Origin of the sequence: Acinetobacter tjernbergiae DSM 14971 = CIP 107465, assembly GCF_000374425.1 — a bacterium.
Lineage (GTDB): Bacteria > Pseudomonadota > Gammaproteobacteria > Pseudomonadales > Moraxellaceae > Acinetobacter > Acinetobacter tjernbergiae.
Map to the genome: position 1 here is coordinate 105,167 of NZ_KB894355.1, position 17,375 is coordinate 122,541.

At 39.8% G+C, this 17,375-nt stretch carries 15 protein-coding genes; 7 read left to right on the forward strand and 8 right to left on the reverse strand.

Going from position 1 to position 17,375, the window contains the following annotated elements:
- The first annotated feature begins 39 nt into the window (after positions 1–39).
- Entirely contained in the window at positions 40–300 is a 261-nt protein-coding gene (locus C502_RS0103140) for a DUF2798 domain-containing protein (protein ID WP_018677410.1), read from the forward strand.
- 63 nt (positions 301–363) lie between these two features.
- On the opposite strand, the gene C502_RS0103145 is transcribed toward C502_RS0103140, so the two are convergent.
- From C502_RS0103145 to gspF, 3 genes are all read right to left on the reverse strand, one after another.
- On the reverse strand, positions 364–708 hold the full coding sequence (locus C502_RS0103145; RefSeq protein ID WP_018677411.1) for a hypothetical protein: 345 nt from the start codon (positions 706–708) through the stop codon (positions 364–366).
- Positions 709–971: 263 nt separating this feature from the next.
- Positions 972–1,421, reverse strand: a complete 450-nt coding sequence (gspG, locus tag C502_RS0103150) for a type II secretion system major pseudopilin GspG (protein ID WP_035308241.1) — start codon at positions 1,419–1,421, stop codon at positions 972–974.
- 23 nt (positions 1,422–1,444) lie between these two features.
- The gene (gene gspF / locus C502_RS0103155; protein WP_018677413.1) at positions 1,445–2,650 is read right to left on the reverse strand and encodes a type II secretion system inner membrane protein GspF; all 1,206 of its coding nucleotides are present in this window, start codon (positions 2,648–2,650) and stop codon (positions 1,445–1,447) included.
- 156 nt (positions 2,651–2,806) lie between these two features.
- Between gspF and C502_RS0103160 the strand changes: the two genes are divergently transcribed.
- From C502_RS0103160 to hslO, 3 genes are all read left to right on the forward strand, one after another.
- Entirely contained in the window at positions 2,807–5,032 is a 2,226-nt protein-coding gene (locus tag C502_RS0103160) for a primosomal protein N' (RefSeq protein WP_035308244.1), read from the forward strand.
- A 258-nt stretch (positions 5,033–5,290) separates the two neighbouring features.
- A complete protein-coding gene (locus tag C502_RS0103165; protein WP_018677415.1) occupies positions 5,291–7,108 on the forward strand; it encodes a cation:proton antiporter domain-containing protein in 1,818 nt (605 codons plus the stop codon).
- 118 nt (positions 7,109–7,226) lie between these two features.
- On the forward strand, positions 7,227–8,102 hold the full coding sequence (gene hslO, locus C502_RS0103170; RefSeq protein ID WP_018677416.1) for an Hsp33 family molecular chaperone HslO: 876 nt from the start codon (positions 7,227–7,229) through the stop codon (positions 8,100–8,102).
- 217 nt (positions 8,103–8,319) lie between these two features.
- Here hslO and C502_RS19715 read toward each other — a convergent pair whose 3' ends face one another.
- On the reverse strand, positions 8,320–8,424 hold the full coding sequence (locus C502_RS19715; RefSeq protein WP_369346758.1) for a DUF6881 domain-containing protein: 105 nt from the start codon (positions 8,422–8,424) through the stop codon (positions 8,320–8,322).
- A gap of 148 nt (positions 8,425–8,572) precedes the next feature.
- On the opposite strand from C502_RS19715, the gene C502_RS0103180 reads away from it, so the two are divergent.
- Together C502_RS0103180 and C502_RS0103185 are read left to right on the forward strand one after the other, a co-directional pair.
- A complete protein-coding gene (locus C502_RS0103180; RefSeq protein ID WP_018677418.1) occupies positions 8,573–9,517 on the forward strand; it encodes a DnaJ C-terminal domain-containing protein in 945 nt (314 codons plus the stop codon).
- Positions 9,518–9,528: 11 nt separating this feature from the next.
- Positions 9,529–9,855: a chaperone modulator CbpM gene (locus tag C502_RS0103185; protein ID WP_018677419.1), complete on the forward strand. Its 327-nt coding sequence runs from the start codon at positions 9,529–9,531 to the stop codon at positions 9,853–9,855.
- 36 nt (positions 9,856–9,891) lie between these two features.
- Here the strand turns inward: C502_RS0103185 and C502_RS0103190 are convergent, their stop codons facing one another.
- The 4 genes from C502_RS0103190 to rpsO form a co-directional block, all read right to left on the reverse strand.
- Positions 9,892–11,115 (reverse strand): magnesium transporter CorA family protein, encoded by a 1,224-nt coding sequence (locus C502_RS0103190; protein ID WP_018677420.1) that lies wholly within the window; start codon positions 11,113–11,115, stop codon positions 9,892–9,894.
- A gap of 140 nt (positions 11,116–11,255) precedes the next feature.
- Positions 11,256–12,572, reverse strand: coding sequence for a dicarboxylate/amino acid:cation symporter (locus C502_RS0103195; RefSeq protein ID WP_018677421.1), 1,317 nt, complete (start codon positions 12,570–12,572; stop codon positions 11,256–11,258).
- A gap of 259 nt (positions 12,573–12,831) precedes the next feature.
- Positions 12,832–14,919: a polyribonucleotide nucleotidyltransferase gene (gene pnp, locus C502_RS0103200; RefSeq protein ID WP_171067607.1), complete on the reverse strand. Its 2,088-nt coding sequence runs from the start codon at positions 14,917–14,919 to the stop codon at positions 12,832–12,834.
- Between the two features lie 257 nt (positions 14,920–15,176).
- On the reverse strand, positions 15,177–15,446 hold the full coding sequence (rpsO, locus tag C502_RS0103205; RefSeq protein WP_004774141.1) for a 30S ribosomal protein S15: 270 nt from the start codon (positions 15,444–15,446) through the stop codon (positions 15,177–15,179).
- Between the two features lie 238 nt (positions 15,447–15,684).
- On the opposite strand from rpsO, the gene C502_RS0103210 reads away from it, so the two are divergent.
- On the forward strand, positions 15,685–16,983 hold the full coding sequence (locus C502_RS0103210) for an EstA family serine hydrolase (protein ID WP_018677423.1): 1,299 nt from the start codon (positions 15,685–15,687) through the stop codon (positions 16,981–16,983).
- The last annotated feature ends 392 nt before the right edge of the window (positions 16,984–17,375 follow it).

Sequence of the window (17,375 nt, forward strand, 5' to 3'; positions counted from 1 at the left end):
TGATTAGGCACTGGCGTTTGTTGGTTTACGGAGTAAAAAATGCAGAATTCAAAATCTTCTTTTAATTTTCAAAAGATTCCAAATCGTTACGCTTCAATTGTTTTACCTTTCTTCTTATCCATTATTATGACCTTTATTGTGTCATGTATTAGTACGCTCAAAAGTATGGGCTTTGAGCAGTTCTCTTTTACGATGTGGATGTCAGCTTGGGGAATTTCATGGCTAATCGCTTTTCCTGTTTTGCTTTTAGTCCTGCCAGTCGTTCGTAAAATGACAATCATATTGGTTCAACCTACTTAGAATATAGGCAATAAAAAACGTAGATTTTATATCTACGTTTTTAAATCAAGCGATCTAAAATATTTAAATTAGGATAGAGAATTGTACCGATAAATAAGCCACTAAACTCGATAAAAATAACATTGGGATATAACGGTAGGCATTAAATAACAATTGTTCATATTTAGAAATCAGCTCATGATTATTCCAAACACTGGTTTTTAAAGCACTTAAAAAACAAAGCACAAACCATGCACTCAACATACTCAGCGCAAAAAAACCAATCATTATTTGGCTACTACCCTCAGTCGTTTGCCATAAGGACAAAGCACCTTCACTCATCGGTAATAGGCTTAAAATGAACAACACAGATTTCAGCATTGCCCAATGAAACTGATTGAGTTCATCTAACACAAGAAATGCTTTCATCTGTTCTCTCCATACCTGATTTAAATGGTCTGAATTTATTATGCAAAGCTTTGATCTTAATAAGAAGTCTATTTTTCTGCATAATTTATTTTTCTTGTAACTATTAAACATGGGAATAATTCTTATTATAAATCTCAATATGCACAATATTTTTAATTTTATATTTTTCAAATACTTGCATTAAAAACTCAATTAAAAAACATTATCACTTCATTCCCTATTTATTTTATTTAAAAATGAAGTGATATTGCCTTATTTAAAAATTATGGCTGATAATAAATATCTGCATCATTACCTTCACCACCTTCTTTACCATCTGCTCCAAATGAATATAAATCAAATGCGCGACCTTCACGACCTGGAATCACATACTGAACATCATTTTCCCAACTGTCTTTTGGATAACCACCTTTAACATAACCACCTGGCAACCAGTTTTTAGCGACCGCAGGTTTGTTGACCAAAGCATCTAAACCACCATCTTGCATGGATGGGTAACGACCATTATCCAATTTATACTGATCCAAAGCGCCAGCAACGCCTTTGAGCGTAATACTCGTCGTATCAACTTTGGCTTTTTCACCACGTCCCATTACGTTCGGAACGATTAATGCAGCCAAAACACCTAAAATTACAATAACAACCATCACTTCAATGAGTGTAAATCCAGACTGTTTGTTCATCATCTTACGCTGCATTTTTTGCTTATTCATATCCATCTCTTTCATGTCACTCATCAGATCATATTGTTCATATTAATAATTGGCAACATGACCGCAATCACAATCACCAATACAATTGCTGCCATAAAAATCAGCATCAACGGCTCGAGTAAAGCCAATAAAGTTGAGATAAACGTCGTTACCTCACGATCTTGCATGGTTGAAGCTCGATCTAACATTCGATCTAATTCACCAGAAGCTTCACCACTTCGAATCATTTGTACCATCATTGAGGGAAAATAACCGCAACGCTCCAATTGTGTTGCCAAATTACCACCTTCTGTTACACGCTCCATCGCCACTTCAATTGCATCACGAATCACCCAGTTATTACTGACTTCCGCACCGATACGTAAAGCTTCAACCAATGGTACGCCTGAGCGAGTTAAAATCGATAAGGTACTGGCAAAACGTGCTGCATTTATACCACGTGAAAGTTTACCAAATAGTGGCAACCTGAGTGTTAATCGGTCAAAGGCATAATGCCCTGCGGTTGTTCTTAGAAAGCGGGTAAATAGAATGATCGCAATAAAAGCGAGAATCAGCATTCCGATCCATGTATGTCGAATAAAGGCACTCGCTTTCATGAGCGCTACGGTAATCCAAGGCAAGGCTTCTTTACTTTGCTCAAAAGTTTTGACGATCTCAGGTACAACATAGGTCATCAAGCCCATCACAATCCCGAATGACATCAGCATGAGGACTATTGGATAAATCATCGCACCCTGAATTTTCTTTTGCATCGCAAAACGGTTTTCAGTGTAGTCTGAGAGCTGATCTAAAATCAGATCGAGGTGCCCAGAGCGTTCGCCTGCCGCAACCGTTGCAATATAAAGCTCAGGGAAACGACCTGCTTGTTGCATACTTTGTGCTAATGAATGCCCTTCCAAAACCTTGGAACGCACCGCAATCAATAAGTTTTGTACATGAGTCTTTTCACTTTGTTTACTGACCGCACGTAATGCTTCTTCCAATGGAATCCCCGCAGCAACCAAAACTGAAAGTTGGCGCGTCATCAATGCGAGGTCATAAGCACTAAAGCTTTTTGCAAACCAAGAACGCTGTTGTTGTTTATCTTTTTGCTCAACGGCATCGACCGCAATGGGTGTCCATGCTTTATCTCGCAACTGTTGACGAATTTGGCGTGCAGAATCCCCTTCAAGCACACCTTTATGTTGCTTTCCAGAAGCATCAAGAGCAGTAAATTGATAAGCAGGCATGGTTCTGTTGTAATTGTCCCAAAATAGTTGTCGTTACTGTTGCATCCGTGTCGTGGAATCATTCATATTCATTTATGTTTATCAACATAACGCACTGCACTTTAGCATAATTCCATGACATGCAGTCATGCCATTTTACACGTGATTGAAGCCTTTATGCCTACCCCAAATTCTAACGCTATTCTGTACCGTATTCGAGTTGCAATACCCGTTTATGTGTATGACACGTTTGACTATACGGTCAGTGCTGAGCAATACGATCAAGCACAGGTTGGCGCACGTGTTGCGATTTCATTTGGTCGGCAAAATCTGATTGGAATCATTACTGAAAAAGTTGATCCCAATGACCTATTCACAGGGCAATTCAAACTTAAAGCCATCACGGAATTACTCGATCAGGAATCAATTCTAGATCAACAAGTTTTAACTTTGTTGACATGGTCAGCACAATATTACCAATTCCCAATTGGTGAGGTCATGCAAAGCGCCTTACCTTCGCTACTAAGGCAAGGACGAGCTTTAGATATTCTATTTCATCAATGGAAAATTATCCCAAATGACAACCCTGATGCTTTATTAAAACGTTCTCAAAAACAATATGATGCTTACCAAATTCTCAAACTACATCTACATGGTACAACCGAAAATATTTTAAATCTCAGTGGTATCGAAACAGCTACACTCAAAGCACTAGAGAAAAAAGGTCTGGTTGAATGTTGTCTTGAACCACATGATTTCACCCCAACACCTGTGCAATTGGCTCAAGTTCCCTTAACACCGAATGAAGATCAGAAAAAATCCATTCAGCAAATCCTAAAAGCACTCCATCATTATCAAGCATTTTTACTTGATGGCTTGACAGGCAGTGGTAAGACTGAAGTCTATTTGCAAGTCATGTATGACGTGTTAAAACAAGGCAAACAAGTGCTGGTGTTAGTCCCTGAAATTGGTCTCACACCTCAAACCGTTGCTCGTTTTAAATCACGTTTTCATTGTGATGTAGCGTTATTGCACTCAGGTTTAAATGACTCGAAGCGTTTACAGGCATGGCAACAGGCTCAAACAGGTAAAGCCTCGATTATTATTGGCACTCGCTCTGCGACCTATACGCCACTGCCTCGATTAGGTTTGATCATCCTTGATGAGGAACATGATCTCTCGTATAAGCAACAAGAAGGTTTCCGTTACCATACCCGTGATGTGGCGTTATATCGTGGGCATTTGCAAGGCTGTCCCGTCATTCTCGGTTCTGCCACCCCGAGTATTGATAGCTATCATTTGGTGGAATCAGGCAAGTTGCACTTGCTTGAACTAAATCAACGTGCGGGTGTTGCTGTTTTACCAAAAATGCATGTCATTGATTTAAAAATTGCCAAAAAGAAGCATGGCATCAGTCAAAGCTTACTTGAGCAGATCAAACACACCCTAGAGCGTAAAGAACAGGTACTCATCTTTTTAAATCGACGTGGTTATGCTCCTGTTTTGATGTGTGAAAGCTGCGGTTGGCAAGCCAATTGCCCACATTGTGATGCGCACTTTACCCTACACGCTCAGCCCTATCATTATTTGCATTGCCACCATTGCGGTACCATCAATCGTCTTCCGGAGCATTGTCCTGCATGTCAAAAACAAAGCTTAAAAACCATAGGTGCAGGAACAGCAAAACTTGAAGAACACTTACAAGAATTGTTTCCCCACAATGAAGTGATTCGAGTCGATCGAGACAGCACCAGTCGAGTCGGCAGTTGGCAGAAGATTTATGACCGTATTCAACAAAATAAACCCAGTATTTTATTGGGCACGCAAATGCTCGCCAAAGGTCATCACTTCCCTCATGTCACTTTAGTTGCCATTTTAGATATTGATGCAGGCTTGCTCAGCGTCGACCCTCGTGCGCCTGAACGAACTGCACAACTGATTGTACAAGTAGCAGGGCGCGCTGGTCGTGGTGAACATAAAGGTAGTGTCTATTTACAAAGCTTGCGTCCCGATCACCCGATGTTGACGACGTTAATTGAGCATGACTACCGTACTGTCGCCAAACAAATGCTGGCTGATCGCAAGATTGCCATGCTCCCCCCGTATCGTTATGCAGTATTGATTCGGGTTGAATCTAAGGATCGAGACTATAGCCAACAATTTTTAGCGGACATTGCGCAACAATTACGGACAATCGCTGGCGATATCGTGGATATTTGGGGGCCAATTCCTGCACCGATGGAACGTAAAGCAGGACGCTATAGGGCGCATATGGTGATTTTGTCTGCCGATCGTGCAAAACTGCATTTCTATTTACGTCAGTGGTGGCAGCAAGTGGTACATTTACCGCGTCAGCATCTGCTGAGACTCTCGATTGATGTTGATCCACAAGAGTTTAGTTAATTGAATAGTCTGATGTGAAAAGCGATCAAGTGCTTTTTCAAAGAGGATTGATACTGCATTTCACTTGATCACCCATCCTTCGTGATCGAGACTGGTAACATGAATATTGCTTATCCAACATACATTTGAGATCAACGACGTAACGTATTCTCCCACTGAGTTAAAAATGATGTTTCCAACCATCATATTTCAGATACTATTTTTACATGCGACTCATTTGAGTTAGTCTGAACCTAATAGAAAAATTTGAGGCATTCAATGTCTTTACTGCTACCGATCATTTTTTTACTGGCTGCAACTTTAATTTTTGTTCCTCTAGCAAAACGCTACATCGGCACTCCTGTTTTGGGTTATCTCATGGCAGGACTTTTACTTGGCTCAAGTATTTTAGGACTTATTGAAGATGTACAATTCATCAACCAACTCTTGCTCTTGGGCATGATGATGGTGATGTTTTGGATCGGTTTTAGCTTTCGACCACAACAACTTTGGCTAGAACGTCATGCGATTCTGAAAAATAGTGGTACACAACTTGCGTTCATTGCGACCCTACTCATCAGTATCTGTTATTTATACTTGCATGACTTGCTCACCAGTATCATTCTTGGACTTGCCTTAGCCTTTTCTTCAGTTGTATTAACTCAACAATTACTTCAACAAAAACAGCAACTCAATAGCAAACTTGGACAAGCAAGCTTAGCCACCTTGCAATTTCAAGCTTTTATTGCTGTGATCTTCATTTCACTCTTTCCTTTACTTGAAGATACTGCTTCCACACGACACGGTATTGCTTATTTTGCTGCGATTATTGCGACCATTTCAGGTTTGTTTTTAGCAAGTCGTTATGTAGTTCGACCAGCTTTCCGATTTTTAGCAGGTAGAGGCAGTATTCAATTAATCCCCGTTTTGAGTTTATTGATTGTGCTCTCTGTTATTTTAATTATGGAGGTTCTCAATATTCATGTTTTGATTGGTGCATTTTTAGCAGGATTACTCTTAACTGAGACCGAGTTTAAAGCTGAAGTTGAACGGATTATTCAGCCTTTTAAAGAGCCGATGGTTGGGCTATTTTTCCTTACGATTGGCTTAGGACTTTCACTTGAGCCTTTAAGGCAATCCCCATTATTCATTTTAGGTTCGATTTTCGGTTTGGTCTTGATCAAAGTTGCTGTTATTGCCGCGATGAGTTATTACCAGCAACGCCATGCCAAACTGAGTACGCTTTTTGCACTCACACTTGCGCAAAGTGGTGAACTGGCTTTTATTTTGCTCAAACTGGCAGAAAGTGAAAATTTAATCACCAACAATTTAGTGACATCTAGCTTACTGATCATCTTTGGTTCTATGTTACTAACCCCACTCCTGTATTGGCTATTTGATACAAAAATTTCACCAAGACTAAATAAACAAGTTGCTGTACAAATTGAAGATATTCCACAGCACCCTATTTTAATTATCGGTTTCGGTCGTTTTGGGCAAGTGGTTGCACGTACTTTACATGCGCAAGGCAAACGGTTTAGTGTGATTGATAGTAATCAACCTGATGCCCATTTTATTGAGCAATATGGACATCGTTTCTTTGATGCTGATGTCACTCAAGTCGAAAATCTACGCTCCGCAGGTATCGAATATTGCAAATTATTGATTCTTGCAATTGATGATGTTGAAGACAGTATGAATTTGACACGTCACCTTCGTTTAAATTATCCAGATTTAACTTTATTTGTCCGTGCGCGTGATCGACACCACACCCATTTACTCCATGATTTAGATGTACTGCATATTTGGCGTGAAACCTATGCTTCATCATTAGCACTGGCTCAGCAGGCACTGATCCAAACTGGGCTTTCAGTTGAAGAAGCTCAAGCTCAAATTGCATTATTTAAACAAGAAGATGAACGATTACTTGAACAGCAACATTGGATTCACCTAGAAGAAGAGTGTATTGAAAATTATCCAAATGCGATGGCAGAGCTCGAGTATTTGTTTGAAAACACAAAAGCTTTCGTGTCAAATCGCACGAGCAGTGATCAAAACATACAAAGTGATGCAAATTCACTCAATGGAACATCTTGAGTTTTGGCAAACTGACACCATTATTGACTGCATAACCATGCCCTTTTTATAAAGCCCAGAGTGCTTTACAAGGCAAAGCGTTGCTTTGTTTTCCCCTGAGGGGATACTGGAGAAAAATATGTCTGATTTACGCCAACGCTTTTTTATCGAAGATTGCCCTATTCGTGGTGAAGTCGTTCATTTAGAAGAAACACTACAAACCATTTTGGCGCAACGTGAATATATGCCTGCGGTACAAAGCCTATTGGGTGAAATGTTAAGTGCAATTGCCCTACTTGCAAGTACATTGAAAATCCGTGGTTGTATTAGCTTACAAATTCAAGCAAGTGGCACATTCAAATGGGCTATGGCGGAATGCAACCATTTAGGTGAAGTTCGTGCCTTAGCTGATTATGAGGAAGATCCACGCTTTGTCGAAGGCACGGACAGTCGTACTGTGCTTGCTGCCTTAATCAATCCAGTATTGTTTATTAATATTGAACCTGAACACGGCGAACGTTATCAAGGTATCGTACCGCTTGATCAACCGACTTTGGCAGGTTGTTTGACTCAATATTATGATCTGTCTGCACAGATTCCGACGCATATCGTATTAGCAACCAATAGTAAACGTTCAGGTGGCTTATTGATTCAATTGCTTCCACGCAATGACGAAGAAGAGCAAAAGTTAGTCGATGAAGACTTATGGCCACGTTTAACCATGTTGACTGAAACCCTGAAACCAGAAGAACTGACTGATCTTTCAGCCAATGAAATTCTATATCGCCTTTACAACGAAGAAGAAGTGCGTTTACCTGAAGTCGAGCAGTTAAAGTTTGGTTGTACCTGCTCAAAAGAACGCTGTGCCAATGCCCTGATTCAGATTGGCGTTGATGCAGTACATGAAACTTTAGAAGCACAAAACCCAATTCAAATGGATTGCCAATTCTGTAATACCCGTTATGAGTTTTCAGCAGAAGAAGCTTTAGGTTTGTTTGGTGAGCATTTGAGTTAACCCCAAATAACTCCTGTGTTATAGACACATGGGAGTTATTTCATTCATCAATACAACTGGTCTTTATCATTGCCTGATTCCAAATATTTTCAAATGCTTCTTTTTATATGATTTCAATAATAATTTGTGGATCAGCTTCTATTACGTCTTTAAATAACCAATTATATTTTGAGCTAAAACTAAAATATTCAAGCCCATCAATACTTAAACACTCTCACTAACCACCTCTAAAAACTTCGATTTTACGAATTTCTTCAATTTCATCATTTAGTTCTCCATAGATTAAACACGGCTCATCAACAAAATCATGAATCCATTGCACTTCCAATATTGCATCAATGCCCCTCAGTAAATTAAGTTAGCTGTTGCTCTTTCAATTTTTTGAAACAAGATCAAAACACAACACCTCTATCCTTTCTGTCTCAATCATCAAATAATAGAACGAAAAGCAATAGATTAGATGATAAGTAATGGCAAAAAATTATTATGAAGAGCTGGGTGTTTCCAGAGATGCCGCAGCAGATGAAATCAAAAAAGCCTATCGAAAACTGGCGCGTAAATATCATCCAGACATTAGTAAAGAAACTGATGCTGAAGCCAAAATGCAAGCCATTAATGTCGCTTATGACACCTTAAGTAATCCCGAAAAAAAAGCGGAATACGATCAAATGTTAGATCATCCACAGGGCTTTTCCAATTTCGGACAAGGCAATCAAAGTGGCTTTGATGGCTCACAGTTCTATCGTCAAAGTTCAGGCGATGGTGCAGACTTTAGTGGTTTTGAAGACTTATTTGGTCGCTTTGGTTCAGGCTTTGGTGGCGGGCAACAACGTTCGCAACGCCAGCAACGTAACCATCGAGGTGAAGATCAACATGCCAGTATTCAAATTGATTTAGAGATTGCCTACCACGGTTCAACTCAACAAATCACACTACAAATCCCAACCTATAATGTGTATGGTGAACCAGAAGTACAGCGTAAAACCCTAGAGGTCAAAATTCCAAAAGGAATGAAAGAGGGTCAACAAATCCGCTTAAATGGTCAAGGACAAAGTGGTATCAATGGCGGTGAAAATGGCGATCTGTATATTGAAATCCAATATAAAGATACCGACCGAATCCGAGTTGAAGGGGCTGATGTTTATCAAACCATTGATGTGAGTCCTTGGGAAGCAGGCTTAGGGCAAAGCATCGAAGTCAATACTCCTGCTGGGCAGCTCAAAGTCAATTTACCGAAAAATGCCAAAAATGGACAACAACTACGTCTCAAAGATAAAGGAATACCAAACAAAACCGCAGGGCATTTATACCTGATTATTAATATTGTTTTACCGCCAGCGCACAATGAACAAGAGCAACAGGCTTATCAACAATTTGCCGATGCCTTTCCTTCATTCCGACCTCGTGCCTCATAAGGAGTAAGCTCATGACAACCATTCAATACAAAGAAATTCAATATAACGGTCACTACCAAGTTGAAATCATTGATGAACAATTGGCACTTGATCTTGAGCATTTTGCAGAGGCATGTGGTCAAAGTACTGATTGGGTCTTAAAACTGATTGATTACGATATATTACAGATCAAAGTCGATCCGCAAAGTTATCAATTTATTGGTGAGGATGTCGCTCGGGCACGTCGAGCCTATCGTTTACAACGTGATTTCGATGCAAGCTTATCTGCCGTTGCAATCATGCTTGACTTAATTGATGAAGTACAACAACTCCGCAAGCAGCTCAAACACTTTCATTAAGCCATCATATCGATATCAATGACTAGACTAAACTCATTATTTCAGTTTAGTCATTTTCTCGACTTCTTTTAGCGTTTGCTTAATCGGCTCATAATCCAAGAACCATAACAAATTAACATTGCGCTGTTTATGCTGTTGTGCCAGTAAATCAATCACACTACGCTCACCACGTCCAACCAAATGTTGCTGATAAAAGTAGTACAGTAATACCACCGTGCTCATCATCATCACCGCGAGCATAATCCAAAATCCAACAGGTGATTTCAGCCCAGGAATAAACTCAAAGTTCATTCCATATACCCCAGTCAATAAGGTTAATGGCGCAAAGATTGCGGTAATAATTGCCAGAATACGCATATTTTCATTGGTTTGATTGGCAATCGCAGAGAAATGTAAATCAATTGCCGATTGGATTGCATTTCTTAAACGCAAAGTATGCTTTTGTACCCGTTCCACATGACTCATTAAATCATTGAGACGAACCAAGAGAATGTCTTGATTCTTATGCTTATGTTCACCAACAACATGATGATAATTATCAACTAACTCATCTCGAAACTCCTGTAAGGTCTCTATTTGTTCCTCACATAAATTTTCGATTTGCTGGAATGCCATATCTTCATGAAAGAGTTGATGCCACTGTTTAAAACGGCGGTTGCCCTGCAAAAGTTGCTGTTGCCAATATTCAACACGACGTGTCAATGGTGTACGCAAATTCAAATAACCATCAATCATGCTATTCAGTAATCTTAAAGATAGATCAGCAGGTGTACTGGGTAATTTACGTGGCTTATTTTGTTCAGCAATTGCCCGCTCCATAATCACTTGAATACGCTGAATATAATTTTCTACTGCCTTATTACCCTGCTCTCGCACACTCACTAAAACACTCGGCGTTAGAATAAAACTCATCGGTGTGGTGGCTAAACCAAAGACACTTTCATGTGATTCTGAAATGCCATCACTTTCTAAAATCTGATCATCAGGACTAATCAACTTCCGAAATACTAAGAGATCGTACTCTTCAACGGTATCGAAAGCACAAGGATGCTCAATATTAAGCAAATCTCGCATATGAAATTCATTCAATACCAGCCCTGTGTGCTCATAAATGTTTTTCTGCCAAGACTCGGTATGATTGACCAAATCCTGTCTCAAACTATCGACCCATAAAAACTCAAGCGTATGTTCTGTTTGTTGTTGCACACTAATAAAAATCGTATTTTCACTGTGATGACGATAAAAATAATAAAGCTGCATAGGGGCAAAATGAGTCTGAATATCGATAGAAATGCTGCCATGAAGCTCGATAAAAAGCTACGGTTATTACATTGCAAGTACAGCACCAAATAAAAAAGCCCCATATGCGAGGCATCGGGGCTTTTAAAAGGTAGAAGGTATTACACTTCTTTTTCTGTCGGACGATGTTTCAACACGTGATCAAGTTGTTCTTTATCCAAAGCATTGTCCCATTTCGCAACCACAATCGTTGCACAAGCATTCCCCACTAAATTGGTTAAAGCTCGGCACTCTGACATAAAACGGTCGATCCCCAAGATCAATGCCATACCAGCTACTGGGACGGCAGGTACAACTGAAAGTGTCGCAGCCAAAGTAATGAAACCTGCACCTGTAATCCCTGCTGCACCTTTAGAACTGAGCATTGCAACCAAAAGGATCGTAATTTGTTGAGTCAGGGTCAATTCAATATTACATGCTTGTGCAATAAACAACGCTGCCAATGTCATATAAATATTGGTACCATCTAGGTTAAATGAATAACCTGTCGGAATTACTAAACCGACCACCGACTTTTCACAACCTGCTTTTTCCATCTTCGCCATCAATGACGGTAAAGCCGCCTCTGACGAACTTGTTCCAAGTACTAACCACAACTCATCTTTGATATAACGAACTAAATCAATAATCGAGAAACCATTATAGCGTGCCACAGCACCTAGAATAACAATGACAAATAGTAAAGCGGTAATATAGAAAGTCGCAATCAGCAACATTAAATTACCAATTGAGCTGATCCCATAAGCACCAATCGTAAATGCCATCGCACCAAATGCACCAATCGGCGCAAATCGCATCAACATACCCACCAGTGTAAATACAGGATTGGTTAACTGTTGTAGAAAGTCCGTCACTGGACGACCTAAATCACCTGATTTCGCCAAAGCTAAACCAAACAATACAGCCACAAATAGCACTTGAAGAATTTGACCTGAGACAAATGGGCTGACTAAAGTGTCAGGGATGATATTCATCAAAAAGCCAGTAATAGTAGATTCATGCGCTTTGGCCGCATATTCATCCACTTTGGTGCTGTGCAAAGTACTTGGGTCAATATTTAAACCATGACCCGGCTCAATCACATTTCCGACGATAAGACCGATCACCAAAGCTAAGCTTGAGAAGGTCAAGAAGTAAATCATCGCCTTAGCAGTAACACGACCCACACTGCCGAGATTCTTCATCCCTGCAATACCTGTCACGACCGTCAAGAAAATTACAGGCGCAATAATCATTTTTACTAATTTAATGAACGCTTCACCTAATGGCTTCAAGCTCTCACCAAACTCAGGAAAGAAATGACCAAGCAATATCCCGGCAACAATTGCAAAGATCACTTGTACATAAAGAATCTGATAAAACTTGGGTTTCTTTGGCGGTTGGTCATCTTGACCTGCGGCTACATGATCGACAAGCATGTGCGATATTCCTTCATATTGGATGAGCAAATAGACTTCCGAGTGTCTATCTAAAACCACATAAACACAGGCAGGAACGGAAATTTTGGGAATTCTACGTTAATTAAAGTGCTCACAATAAAAGCTATAGACTAATGTCTAATATAAAAAACAATTATGTTTATAATTTTTTAAATTTATGTCTTTAACAATCATCTACTTAATAAAAAAGCGCATTGTTAAAACAATGCGCTTTTTTTAAGCGAAATGCTTGATGGCATTAAGCTTGATCAATATCTTTCATTGTCAACTTGATACGACCACGGTTATCGACATCAGCAACTTGTACTTTAATATCTTGACCTTCCTTCAATACGTCAGTCACATTCGCAATACGCTCATTTGAGATTTGCGAAATATGAAGTAAACCATCAGTACCTGGCATGATATTTACAAATGCACCAAACTCTACGATACGAATAACTTTACCTGCATAGATCGTGCCTGGCTCAACTTCAGCAGTCAGTGCTTGGATTTTTGCAATCGCAGCTTTAGCAGCCGCTTTCGTTTCACCAAATACGCGAACGGTACCATTGTCTTCGATATCAATCGCCGCTTTAGTTTCTTCAGTAATGGCACGAATCGTTGCGCCACCTTTACCAATCACATCACGAATTTTGTCTGGATTGATGTTGATCACTTCGAATGTCGGAGCATGCGCATTGATTTCTGAACGAGCACGTGAAATGACTTTATTCATTTCATTGAGGATATGCATACGACCAGCAAATGCTTGGTTCAATGCAACTTCCATAATCTCTTCAGTAATCCCTTCAATCTTGATGTCCATTTGAAGAGCAGTAATACCATTGGCAGAACCAGCAACTTTAAAGTCCATATCACCTAAGTGATCTTCATCACCTAAGATGTCAGAAAGTACTGCAAAACGCTCACCTTCTTTTACTAAGCCCATTGCGATACCCGCAACTGGCGCTTTCAATGGAACACCTGCATCCATAAGTGATAATGAAGCACCACATACAGAAGCCATAGAAGATGAACCATTCGATTCAGTGATGTCAGATACGATACGAATCACGTACGGGAAGCGATCAGCCGCAGGAAGAACTGCTTGTACACCACGACGTGCTAAACGACCATGACCGATTTCACGACGCTTAGGACCAGATTCACGACCTGTTTCACCTACAGAGTATGCAGGGAAATTGTAATGCAACATGAAGTTGTCAGTTTTCGTACCAGAAAGCGTATCAACCATTAATGCATCACGTGTATTACCTAAAGTCGTTGTCACCAACGCTTGAGTTTCACCACGTGTGAATAATGCCGAACCATGTGCGCGATCTAGGACACCCACTTGAACGTCGATACCACGAACAGTTTTAGTATCACGACCATCAATACGTGGCTTACCTGACAAAATGTTGTCACGTACAGTACGGTATTTAAGGTCTTCAAATAATTCGTTTACTTCGTCAGCAATACCTGTTTCGTCATTTTCAGGAACGAATTGAGCAACTGCTTCTGCATAAAGTGCATCAAGTGCCGCATAGCGGTCTTGTTTCACAGCAATCGTGTATGCTTCTGAGATTTTAGCTTCGAAAGCTGCTTTTAATTGCTCAAGTAACGCTTCGTTTTTGCTTGGAGCAACCCAAGTTGATTCAACTGCGCCCGCAGCAGCAGCAAATTCTTTAATCGCTTGAACTGCGATTTGCATTTCGTCATGACCAAAAAGTACAGCACCAAGCATTTGATCTTCTGAAAGTTCTTTCGCTTCAGATTCAACCATTAATACAGCAGACTCTGTACCTGCAACCACAAGGTCAAGATCACTTTCTTTTAATTGTTCATGGTTCGGGTTTAAAACATATTCACCGTTGATTAAACCAACACGCGCACCTGCAATTGGGCCACGGAAAGGTGTACCGGCAATTGATAATGCTGCTGAAGTACCCAACATTGCAGCAATATCAGCATCCATTGTTTTATCAGAAGAAATAACGCTTGCCGTTACTTGAATTTCATTGAAGTAACCTTCTGGGAATAATGGGCGAATCGGACGATCGATTAAGCGTGAAATTAAAGTTTCTGCTTCAGAAGCACGACCTTCACGTTTACCATAACCACCTGGAATACGACCTGCAGCATATTGTTTTTCTTGATAGTTAACAGTAAGTGGGAAAAAGTCTTGACCCGCTTTTGCTTTAGGTTGAGCAACCACCGCAACAAGTACAGTTACACCACCCATTGTGACAACAACTGTGTTCGCTTGACGCGCAACACGACCCGTTTCTAGTACAACTTGATGTTGACCAAATTGAAATTCTTTACGAATGATATTAAACATTGACATGTATTGTATTTTCCTAATTTTATTCTAGTGAGACCCCTAAGGTTTGGCATTCAGACTACAACTGCTGTGTAGATAAATGACAAAGCTTAGAAGCCATCGCACTAGATCAAAAATTTTAAATAAAATTAAACACAAAGAAGGAGCGAACAAGCGCCCCTTCTAAAAATCACCTAAGGTAAATTAGGCGAAACTTTATTTTCAATAATAAAGCATTGCGACATGCGAAATAATGAAAACAAAGTAAAATCGAATTAACGACGTAAACCTAATGCGCCGATCAAAGCAACATAACGACCGTGATCTTTACCGTTTAAATAATCAAGTAATTTACGACGCTGGTTAACCATACGGATCAAACCACGACGGCTGTGGTGGTCATGTTTGTGTTCTTTAAAGTGACCTTGCAAATCATTGATTTGAGCACTCAATAAAGCCACTTGTACTTCTGGTGAACCTGTGTCGTTTTCAGCACGAGCAAATTTAGCAATGATCTCTGCGCGATCTGCGTTAGTTAAAGCCATTCGATTTCTCCGAGATGCTTAAAAAATAAATGATATGGATCAGTTGAAATCAACTGACTGCCGTGCATCACTACAGCAAGTCGTCTATTTTAAGTGATCTGTCGCTATATTGCAAAAATGTTTTAACTTCTTTGGCATTTCGGCAGCTGACAGCATTGAACAAAATAGGCACACTATCAAGTATCTGTTTTCAATTTATGACAGAGATGAAAGAAAACGAAAATATTGCGAGGGAATCGTGAAAATTTTATCAACCAATACCTGTTATGTACCCAATGATCTCAATCAAGTCATTCGCTCAAAAGATGAAGTTGCAGCTGAATTGGGTGGAATGACTGAAAAACAGATTCAAAAAATTTGGAGTAGTGTTGAATGTCTTTATAAAACAGGAAACTACCCATTAATTACTTTATGTTTACGTCGTCAGGGGAAAATCCTTTTAAACCGTAGTATTGGTTATGCACAAGGCAATTCGCCAGATGGCTTAGCCGCTGATGCTAAAATTGGCACACCAGATACGCCTATTTGCTTATTCTCTGCATCAAAAATGGTCACTGCGATGCTGATTCATATGTTGGATGAGCGTGGTGATCTGAATCTACTTGATCCAATTAGTTACTATATTCCTGAATATGGTGTGAATGGCAAACGTCGCGCCACGATTTTTCATTTACTCTCCCACCGTGGTGGTATTCCACGTATTGACAGTGAAGTCACACCTGAGCTTCTATTTAATCAAGAAGAAATTTTAAAACGTCTTTGCGCAGCCAAACCAGTTTCACCATCAGGCACTCATCTCGCCTATCATGCAGTGACTGCAGGTTATATTTTAGGTGAAATTGTTCAGCGCGTTACAGGACAAAGTGTTCGTGAGTTTCTAGCTGAGAACATTGAGAAACCAATGGGTTTAGACTATTTCAATTATGGTTTAAAGCCTGAATACCGCCCAGATATGGCACTGAACTATGCAACGGGTATTCATCCAAGCTTAGGCACAGATCACTATTTAAATCATGTGCTTGGCGGTGGCTTACAATTAGCCGTTGATGTCACCAATGATCCTCGTTTTATGGATACAATTTGCCCTGCTGGAAATATTTATACCAGTGCTGAACAAGCAGGACGTTTCTTTGAAATGTTACTAAGCGGCGGCGAGTATCAAGGTAAAGAAATTATGAGCGCAAAAACGGTATTTCGTTCAACGCTTCCGACCTCTGGAACGAGCTTAGACCGCACCCTGCTTGCACCAATGCGCTATGCTCTTGGACCGATGCTTGGCAGTAATCCTTTAGGTTTATTTGGACCAATGACTGGACAGGCTTTTGGTCATATCGGTTTCTCAAATATTTTATGTTGGGCTGATCCAGAACGTGATATTAGCGTATCACTTTTAACCACAGGAAAATCTGTGGTTGGGACGCATTTACCTGCGCTCGCAAAAACACTTTATCAAATTTCAACGAACTGCCCTAAAATACCGAAGAATCAACGTCGCTCATTATTTGCAACAGATCGCCATGAAGCGGATATCGTCTAGCCAGAAAATATAAAAAAAAGAGCCCAAGTCAGACTTGGGCTTTTGCGCGTTACTTATAGTTATTTTCATTTTACTATTATTATTTGCTTATACTTTTATTAAACTACCGTCAGACCCTCTGAACGTATTTTCTACATCATTTTTATGCTCTTTTCATTTGTGTATTTAGTCCCTTTGTACTGACTATTCTGTCAGAAGCAATTGTGGAGAAAAATAGCATTTTTCTCATCTCAGTGTAAGCCAAAACGTACAGGTCTGTATAACATTTAACTTAATAATACACAAAAATTGTCAAACAATCATGTTTTTAATTTAAACTTGTGGTTCAAACCTTATATAGAAAAACTAACTATATAATAAAAGAAGCTTAAACCCAATATCATCGATTAAAC

Bases quoted from the DNA above. Each gene is read 5' to 3' on its own strand.
- hslO (WP_018677416.1), top strand. From the start codon at position 7,227: ATGTCTGATTTACGCCAACGCTTTTTTATCGAAGATTGCCCTATTCGT.
- C502_RS0103195 (WP_018677421.1), bottom strand. From the start codon at position 12,572: ATGCTTGTCGATCATGTAGCCGCAGGTCAAGATGACCAACCGCCAAAG.
- C502_RS0103165 (WP_018677415.1), top strand. From the start codon at position 5,291: ATGTCTTTACTGCTACCGATCATTTTTTTACTGGCTGCAACTTTAATT.
- gspF (WP_018677413.1), bottom strand. From the start codon at position 2,650: ATGCCTGCTTATCAATTTACTGCTCTTGATGCTTCTGGAAAGCAACAT.
- C502_RS0103145 (WP_018677411.1), bottom strand. From the start codon at position 708: ATGAAAGCATTTCTTGTGTTAGATGAACTCAATCAGTTTCATTGGGCA.
- C502_RS0103140 (WP_018677410.1), top strand. From the start codon at position 40: ATGCAGAATTCAAAATCTTCTTTTAATTTTCAAAAGATTCCAAATCGT.
- C502_RS0103180 (WP_018677418.1), top strand. From the start codon at position 8,573: ATGGCAAAAAATTATTATGAAGAGCTGGGTGTTTCCAGAGATGCCGCA.
- C502_RS0103185 (WP_018677419.1), top strand. From the start codon at position 9,529: ATGACAACCATTCAATACAAAGAAATTCAATATAACGGTCACTACCAA.
- C502_RS0103160 (WP_035308244.1), top strand. From the start codon at position 2,807: ATGCCTACCCCAAATTCTAACGCTATTCTGTACCGTATTCGAGTTGCA.
- gspG (WP_035308241.1), bottom strand. From the start codon at position 1,421: ATGAATAAGCAAAAAATGCAGCGTAAGATGATGAACAAACAGTCTGGA.
- pnp (WP_171067607.1), bottom strand. From the start codon at position 14,919: ATGTTTAATATCATTCGTAAAGAATTTCAATTTGGTCAACATCAAGTT.
- C502_RS0103190 (WP_018677420.1), bottom strand. From the start codon at position 11,115: ATGCAGCTTTATTATTTTTATCGTCATCACAGTGAAAATACGATTTTT.
- rpsO (WP_004774141.1), bottom strand. From the start codon at position 15,446: ATGGCTTTAACTAACGCAGATCGCGCAGAGATCATTGCTAAATTTGCT.